This window comes from Opitutales bacterium (genome assembly GCA_013215165.1).
Lineage (GTDB): Bacteria > Verrucomicrobiota > Verrucomicrobiia > Opitutales > JABSRG01 > JABSRG01.
On sequence record JABSRG010000091.1, the window covers coordinates 1 to 8,404 of the forward strand.

The window sequence follows — 8,404 nt, forward strand, 5'->3', positions numbered from 1 at the left end:
TAGACACGATCAACCGCTACAGCCGATCAATACTCACCCCTGATCTCCGCCATCAGGCCTTATGGGATGGCTGTGATCTATTTTTCTAATTTCGGTGATTTCAAAAGTGAACTTTGTCGGACTCAGGGCATCGCTCATCAATGCTTTGGATGTGGGGTCAAGCGCGTCCAGATCGTCAATGAAACCGAGTTCTTTATTATCGTCGTCGCGCAGTGAGATGAAAGACTCCGGATGTGACCACGGAAAGCACGGGCTTACATTGACGGCTTTCAATTTTCCTGCCTCATCGCGCATGCCGAGCCGGCCGGTGGCGCATAGTTCGAGTTGAAGGGTGGATTTTTTGGAAGGTTCAGCAGTCGTATTCATGCTTAGATGGCGTAGGCTTCGTGGAGCTCGCGTTGGAGGTTGTATAGGTTTTGATAGACGCCGTCTTTATTGTTAAGCAGCTCGTTATGCGTGCCCACCTCGGCGAGGCGTCCATCTTTCATCACCAGCAGGCGATTCGCTCGACGCAGCGTGGAAAGGCGGTGGGCAATGGCGATGACGGTTCGGTTCTCAGTCAATCGATCGATCGCATCTTGAATCTTGCGCTCGGTCTCGGTGTCGACTGCTGATGTGGCTTCGTCAAGCAGGAGGATACGCGGGTTATGCAAGATGGCGCGGGCGATGGAGACGCGCTGGCGCTCGCCGCCCGAGAGCGTGTGTCCGCGCTCGCCTACCACAGTGTCATAAGCGTTGGGCAGTTTAACGATGAAGTCATGGGCATTGGCTGCGCGTGCTGCGTCGATCACGTCCTGATAGGTGGCGTCATTCATCCCGTAGCGGATATTGTCGAGGATAGTGCCATGGAAGAGAAAGGGATCTTGCATCACCATGCCGATCTGCCGGCGCAAGCTTCCCATATTGAGGTCACGCACATCTTCACCGTCGATCTGGACCTGGCCTGAGGTCGCATCGTAAAAGCGCGCTATCATATTGAAAATTGTGCTTTTGCCTGCTCCGGATGGTCCTACCAGACCGATGAACTCACCCTGCTTTATCTCAAAAGAAATCCCTTTTAGGATGAGCCGAACAGAATCATATCCGAAAGTTACATTCTCAAATCGGATATTACCTTGAATCGGGTCGAGATTCACCGGTTCCTGCTTCTCAAAGATTTCAGGCTCGGTATCCAAGACTTCGAATATCCGATGCGCAGAGCTCAGCGCTCGATTGATCATGCGCGATAGCTGAGCGAACGTCTCTGAAGGGAAGAAGAACAAATTCATGTAAAACAGAAAGGAGACGAACACACCCAGCTGCATGGATGGAGCCAGCGTTGGTTCGGCCCCGATGAGCCGAGGTATAGCAAAAATCCAAACTGCTATGCTCATAAGTTGGATCCCGAGGACGAGTAGGGGCCAAAAAGCCGTCCAGATGATGTTGATATCCTGAGCCTTTTCCAGAACTGCCTCGTTCTCGCCGTTGAAGCGTTTGCGTTCTCGGTCGGACTGATCAAAGGCCATCACCACACGCATGCCGGGGATTGTATCCCCCAGGACACTCGTCATATCAGACCACTTCCGCCAAATGCGCATAAAGCCTCGATGCATCTGAAAGCCATTGTTGACGATGAGAGCAAAGATGAAGGGCAGCGGCACCATGACGACCAAAGCAAGCTGCCAATCCAGAAGCAGTAGCACGATTGTCACGCCCACGATTTGCAGGACACTGACTGATGCCTCGACGATACCGAAAGCAACGAAATCCCAAATCCGGTCCGAGTCCGTGCTCACGCGGCTGATCAGACTCCCCGTTCTTTTTGAAGAGAAATAACCCATGCTCAGCGAGTGAAGGTGGCTGTATGTCTGCCGCCGCAAGTCGCGTGCGACGAATTCTCCGATGGCCGCCAGGCAACGCAGGCGTACCCACAGAAAGAATTGGCGCCTGAGCATCACTGCCGCGAGCGACCAGATCAGTCCCCAGGCCAGATTATTGGCGATCTCCCAATCAATCTGCGATTCCGAGAATGGCCGGATGACCTCATCTAAAAGCCTACCAGCCAGGTAAGGTGGAGCCAGAGCGCTTGCCGTCATCAAGACTGCTGCGATCATCCCTATACTCGTGCGCCCCCAATAGGGTTTGAGGTAGCCAAGCAGTCTGAAAAATACGGAGCTATTGGACGTCGATACGCTAGCCTGGCCTTTGCGAATGGGTGTAGCGACCGAATCTGCATAGTGATCGTCGGCATCAGGCGTTGCGTAACTGGCACCTTCTAGGGCTTGTTTGAGCACAAAGACGATGCCCGAAATCGACTGCTGTTGGCGGTGCGAATAGCGAATCTTTAACAGTGGAGCCTCGTCGGCATCTCCTTCGAGAATGAGCGTCGTACAACTGAGCCCTGGGATTTCTCGAACGTGCTGGATCTTGGAACGAGCAACGAGCTGCGTGTCGATGTCGCCGGGATCAAGCTCTTTAGAGAGCGCAACGTAGTGTGCGCCCAGGCAGATCCATTGGCCGTCGAGTTTGAGTTGGGCGTTAAGGTCTGCGAAGGCATAGAGCTGTATCACACCTTCAGCGCCACCACCAAAGAGCGCTTCTACTTCAGAGCGAATCGCCTCAGGCAAGGTCGAAGGCTGTTCGGTGTAGCGATCGATCAAAGAACGGTTGTACGCAAGGGACTGTGTAGACATGGTAGGACAAAAGGATGCGCAGCCCCGGAAGGCTGTCTGTGAGTGGGTAATGTGAGGCTCTTGGTAGGAGGAATAAAAATTCCCTCTCAGAGTTGAAATACGCTTACGATCCGAAGATTGAATTAGCGTAGAAGACCGCTTTGGGGCGGGTTAGGGCAGCGACCTCGTTTGCTGTGACCTACATGTGCATGGTTTCGACCAATCGCTTCTAATTTGATTGAGTCAAAGTAAAAAAACACGCATCCGACTGACCAAGGCGCTTCGAATATACGCAAGTGTCTGATGGACAAATGCATTAAGCACACACTTTTTTTGTGATCGGCAGGTCCTCGGTAACGCGCTGATTCCTGAAAATTCACCAAAGAACCAGTCAGCAGACTACCGAGCCTGCTCAAGTTTCCAGAGATTCAAACCGACTTTTAAGCTCTTTAAACACTTCGAGACTCCCTTGAATAAAGAAGCTGCCCAAAACACAATCACCTTGATCGAAGATCATCTTAAGCGGAAAGAATCTGCGACGGTGGGGCGTGTCATACACTTGATTCAGCAGCTTGCTGAGAAAGCTTTGATCATTTCGACTCAAGAACTAGGAGAGCTGATCAGCAGCGATGTAACGGTCACAAAGAAGGTCATCGAGACCGCTAATAAGTTGGCATACAACCAGTCGGGAGCGGAAATAACCACGGTGACTCAGGCTATCGGGCTCATCGGTTTCTCAAAGATTCGTAATCTAGCACTCTCCCTCCTTTTGATCGAAAACTCTGAGAATAAGATGAATCTTGCTGAGCAGCGTGAGGTATCGGCTTTCGCCCTTTGCTCAGGGCTAATGTCCCAAAAGGTGATTGAGAAAACGGATCAGGAACTGGCTGAGCAGTCCTTCATTTGCACGACACTCCGTAATTATGGGCGATTGCTTATGTCGACATTCATGATCGAAGATTTTCGAGAGGCTCAATTATTCGCCACGGAAAAAACTGAGGATGAGGCCTTTACCGATATCTTTGGTCTTACGCCGATAGAGTTGAGTTTTCATCTACTGGAGAGTTCACGTCTACCTGCGGAGATCACACACTGTCTCAAGAAAGTAAGGAGCGAACAGATCAGACGCGCAGCACGGAGCACAGTCGAAAAAGTCAGTGTCGTCGCCGATTTCTCGATGAAGCTATGCGATATGGCGATGTTTAGTGATTTGTCGCCCGATGCCTTTGATGCCCGATCCAAAAAGCTGCTCAAAAACTACCAGGCTAACATTCCGCTGGACGGCGAAGAAATCCTGGGCCTCCTCAAAGAAGTGCATGATGCTGTAAACGACTTTTGTTCCGAATATGAGATCGAAATTATGCCGGAAAATTTGGCCAATAGCATGGAGGCGCGCTCCAAAGGAAAAAGTCCTCCAGTCAAACCGAGGCGTATTGAACCAGCCCGTAAGGCTGAACAAAAGATTTCCGCCCTCAAGGAAGCCATAGGGAGCCTTCGAAAGCTTATTGCGAACCCGCCTTTCGATGCAACACGTGCCTACATGATAGCCTTGGAGGCCTATACAGCAGACCAAGGATTGGACGATTGCATCCTATTAATTCGAAAGCCGGGAACGGATAGTTTTTTCCAAAATATTGGCTGTGGGAAACTCTTTTATGCCACCCGTAAGCGTAACATCGTGAAGGCGACCAACCCAGACGTCTTTGGCCTGTGCATCCAACGTCGCAAAGACATCATTTTTGCTTCGGCGACAGAAAAAAAAGACTCAGAGCTACCTACCGGCTTGGCTGCGAAGTTTTAAGGGCATTAAGTCGCTTTTTCTCTTACCTGTCGTCGTCGACGATCAGGTGCATGCAGTGATCTTAGGAGTATGTTGGAAGGCGTATTTACTCAATCTAGAAGCGGAAAAGCTCGCCGAAGTACGTAGCCTCCGTGACGCACTCACCGAGGTGTACGAAATCTCCAATACCCTGGGTTCCAGTCGCCCCGACACACGCGTAATCGCATGATGTGAAATGAGTACTTGTCGGTGATTGCCTTAGTGGCCGTCGGTTGTAGGTCGATCGCTAGAGCGATTGCCACGGGCCACAAAACATTCGCGTTTATTCGCGTGCATTGGCGGATTCAAAAAATAAAACCCAGCCTCAACCGGATTATGCAGATTTCAGGTAGGGCCGCATCCCCGCGACGCCCTAACCACGGCAGATCGTGGCCACCTCGACTTGCTTTGCTCCGGCCTTTTTCAAAGTCTCAGCGCAAGCATTCACAGTCGCACCCGTTGTCAACACATCGTCCACGATCACATAGCGTGCCTCCGGATCTACCAGTGCACTAGGATTTAAATGGAACGACCGCCGTACATTTTTCAGCCGTTCGACGCGAGTGAGCTGAGTCTGGCTTCCCTTGATGTCTCGGCGCAGCAGCAAAGGCTGTGTGGTCGTCTTGGGCAGACGGAAACGTAGGATGCTATCTACGATTAATTGGGCCTGGTTGAAGCCGCGCTTCTCTAGGCGGCGAGGAGATACTGGAACGGGGACAAGTACTGCTCCCGCTAGGTTATCCGTAAACTCAGAATGTCGCTCCAAAAGCCGTCGAATGTCCTCCTGCAGGAACAAACCGTCCTGGTATTTTAGTGTTTGAATAAGAGCCCGCGCCGGACCGTTGTAACGATAGGCGCTCGAGCAACGGTCGAAATGGAAACGGTCCTCCAGACAGTGATGACAGCCGTGGCTACGGTGTGCTTCACCCTCAAGTTGCGCGCCGCATTTCGTGCAGGTGGCTCCCTCAATAACATGAAGAAAACGGGTTGCCTCCATACCAAGGTAGCGGAATGGAGAGGTGGTCTCAACGGGCGTTTCTCGCCAAATACAGTTGCGAGGAAAGATGAAATCTAGGAACAAGCTACTCCAATGTTTGAAGGTATCTGTGGCAGGCATAACAAGCGTTGAATCGATCAGATAATACAGAATCAATTCGTTGAATTACGACTACATAACAAAATCCCTGCCAAAAATATCGCCGTCGCAAAAATGCCGTCGCGCATACCGGAATTCCCCAATAACCACGCATGGGGTGCGCTCTCAAAGTCCACAAACCTCACCAAAACTAATAGGCCAAAAACGATTCCGGCATGGAGTCCAATACACGGCGCAAGGGAGCCAGAGCGTAGACGCAGCATAGTGAGCCAAACTCCCAGTAAACTTAGATTGAGAAAATCCAGAAGTGTCGCATCCCGCACCACCCCCACTAAAGTCCAGCCCGCGATAAAGAAACCATCTGCGACAGTAGCCGCGCCGACCAGCTCCAACTCAACATTCTTGGGCATCTTGTAGTGCGTGTAAGCAAAGAAAATCGAGCTCAACACCAAGCCACCTATTACGGGCCGCCAGAGCGAAAATGCCCGCCAGATCAATGTTCGGAAAACCGACTCCTCGAGAATCGCCAAGATCACGGCGCCGATCAGCGACTTCATAAGGATCGACGGCACCGCGCCCCATTCGGCTTCCCAGACTGCCGAGGCTGTGCTTACACGAAGAACTCCAAGGGCAGCCAGTAGCGCCAGCCCCAGCCCGAAATAACTCAGCAGTCGCTTCCATTCGCTTCCAGCCCAAGCGAACCCGGCCTCCCGCCAACTAGAAAAACGCAACGAGCGCACCAGCCACGGCAGACAAATCAAAACCCACAGCCACCGCTGGCGATCAAAGTAATCTTCGAGGTCATTGTCGGCGATTTCTTCCGTCAACACATTGGGCGCGGATGCGTGCCAAGATTGAATCGCATTATACACCCAAGGACTCGTTATGGCTGCGAAACCTAAGGCTCCAAAATAGACCGTGACCAGAGCAAACAATCCCTGGAATGTCGGATTGTTGGGAGGATCAATCATTCGCGTATGTGACATGATCTAGAAAAAGGCCGTGAGGTGGAGCGGTCGAGATCAGGTGTGTTCGTTGGCCCGAGGTCAAGGCAGACTCGATGTCCTCCACCCGGATGCGTCCCCCACAACAATCGACAAAAGCGCCGATCATCGACCGCATCATCTTATAGAGAAAACCGTTCGCCTCTACCATGATATCATACCGCCGCTCACCGAGCGTCTTCACCTCAAAACGGCTTACCACACGCACAGGATCGTCAATGGTTTGGCCTGGCTGACGCAACGCCGCGAAGGCAGCGAAATTGTGCGACCCCTTGAAACTGCGAGCGACCACCTCGGCAATTTCCGGGCTATAGTCCTTGTTTAAAATACCCCACCGCACACGTGCCTCAAACGGGTCCATCATCCCATAGGCCAACTGATAGACATAGCATTTTGATGCCGCTGAGTATCGTGCGTGAAAATCGGCCTCGACCGGCCTCAAAGCGTTCAAGCGTATGCTAATGGGCAAACGCGTGTGCAACGCCTTCATGAACTGCTCAGCCGAGTGCTTCCAAACCGCGTCAAAATGAAACACCTGAGCCCGCGCATGAACACCCGCATCCGTACGCCCGCTACCTTGAATGCGCACCTTCACCTTCAAAATTCCTTCCAACGCCCGCTCCAAACAATCTTGCACCGTATTCCCCGAAGGCTGGGCCTGCCACCCATCAAAACCAGTCCCATCATAGGCTACCACACCCATCCAGCGCTGTATTTCATTTTTTTCGTCCACAAAAGACCCCATACTTCGCAAAAATTCATCCTTCAACCCTCATCCTTCATCCGTCAACCTACGCCCTATGTCCGCATTTCAGTTCTTTTCCGGTGACGACGACTTCCTCCTCAACCAACGAGGGGATGAAGTGTGGCAGGATTGGATCAGCGAGACAGGAGCCGACGACTACAGCCGCGAAGTGTTCGATGGTCGGGTAAATAATGTCGCCGACCTAGAGAAATTGATCAGCCAACTCCGCGGCTCGCTTCAGTCCATGTCCCTATTCGGAGGCTGTAAACTCGTCTGGATCAAAAATTTTAATGCCCTGGCGGATTCGGTTACCGGTCGCGCCAAGTCCTCGCTCGATCTCCTCGACAGTATCAAGGACGACATTACCCACCTTCAGCCCGATACCGCCCGCCTGCTCATCACGGCTAGTCCGGTCGACCGGCGTCGCGCCTTTTATAAGTGGATATTTAAAGCAGGCGCAGGCATGCACCTTTCTGTCGACGCTAAAGACCCAACCCCGATGCTCGGCCTCATCGAGAAGATTGTCACCGACCGCCAAGTCAGCTTCGACATCCCCGCCCGAGAGCTCCTCATCGCCAAAGTATCGGCTAACGCGCGCGTCATCCAAAACGAGACTGAGAAACTCGCCACCATGGTCGGAGACGGCGGTACCATTACCGAACATCTCGTGCACGCATACGTGCCTGTCTTCGGTGACACCGATTTCTTCGAGGCAGCCGAAGTCTTCTACCAGCTTGACCTCCGTCCCGCCCTCGTCGCCCTCGATCGCTACTTCTTCACCTACAGCGATGCCCGTGGCCTCATCTCCAACCTCCAGGGCCGCAACCGCCTCCTCATCCAGCTCAAAAGCCTCCTTCAGTCATGCGCTATTCGCCTCGGTGCCCGTGGCATCGACAAACGCGGCTGGGACAACGCCAGCCACCAATTCAACGACCTCTTTCCCGGCGAAACACGCAAAAGCCCTTTCAATATATTTTCACAAAATGCCTGGTACGCCGGACGCCTCGCCGCCACCGCCGACCGCGTCCCCCTCCGCAAACTCATCAACTTCCAGCTCGAATTTACCCGCGCCTTCGAAGGCATCCTTGC

Annotated in this window: 8 protein-coding genes; 3 read left to right on the forward strand and 5 right to left on the reverse strand. The window is 52.5% G+C overall.

Annotated elements, in window-relative coordinates; translation table 11 throughout:
• Positions 1–33: 33 nt before the first annotated feature.
• Entirely contained in the window at positions 34–366 is a 333-nt protein-coding gene (locus HRU10_14365; protein NRA28415.1) for a DUF1854 domain-containing protein, read from the reverse strand.
• A gap of 2 nt (positions 367–368) precedes the next feature.
• On the reverse strand, positions 369–2,672 hold the full coding sequence (locus tag HRU10_14370) for an ABC transporter ATP-binding protein (GenBank protein ID NRA28416.1): 2,304 nt from the start codon (positions 2,670–2,672) through the stop codon (positions 369–371).
• A gap of 448 nt (positions 2,673–3,120) precedes the next feature.
• On the opposite strand from HRU10_14370, the gene HRU10_14375 reads away from it, so the two are divergent.
• Positions 3,121–4,452, forward strand: a complete 1,332-nt coding sequence (locus HRU10_14375; protein ID NRA28417.1) for an HDOD domain-containing protein — start codon at positions 3,121–3,123, stop codon at positions 4,450–4,452.
• Positions 4,453–4,498: 46 nt separating this feature from the next.
• A complete protein-coding gene (locus tag HRU10_14380; protein ID NRA28418.1) occupies positions 4,499–4,660 on the forward strand; it encodes a hypothetical protein in 162 nt (53 codons plus the stop codon).
• Between the two features lie 183 nt (positions 4,661–4,843).
• Here the strand turns inward: HRU10_14380 and HRU10_14385 are convergent, their stop codons facing one another.
• Genes HRU10_14385 through truA form a run of 3 tightly spaced genes read right to left on the reverse strand, consistent with a single transcriptional unit; the run spans position 4,844 to position 7,303 of the window.
• A complete protein-coding gene (locus HRU10_14385) occupies positions 4,844–5,587 on the reverse strand; it encodes a ComF family protein (protein ID NRA28419.1) in 744 nt (247 codons plus the stop codon).
• A gap of 32 nt (positions 5,588–5,619) precedes the next feature.
• Complete coding sequence (locus tag HRU10_14390; protein NRA28420.1) at positions 5,620–6,552, reverse strand: CPBP family intramembrane metalloprotease; 933 nt, start codon at positions 6,550–6,552, stop codon at positions 5,620–5,622.
• Positions 6,530–7,303, reverse strand: a complete 774-nt coding sequence (gene truA / locus HRU10_14395) for a tRNA pseudouridine(38-40) synthase TruA (GenBank protein ID NRA28421.1) — start codon at positions 7,301–7,303, stop codon at positions 6,530–6,532. The genes HRU10_14390 and truA overlap by 23 nt, the downstream gene beginning before the upstream one ends.
• Before the next feature lie 67 nt (positions 7,304–7,370).
• On the opposite strand from truA, the gene HRU10_14400 reads away from it, so the two are divergent.
• A partial coding sequence (locus HRU10_14400; protein ID NRA28422.1) for a DNA polymerase III subunit delta occupies positions 7,371–8,404 on the forward strand: 1,034 nt, incomplete at its 3' end.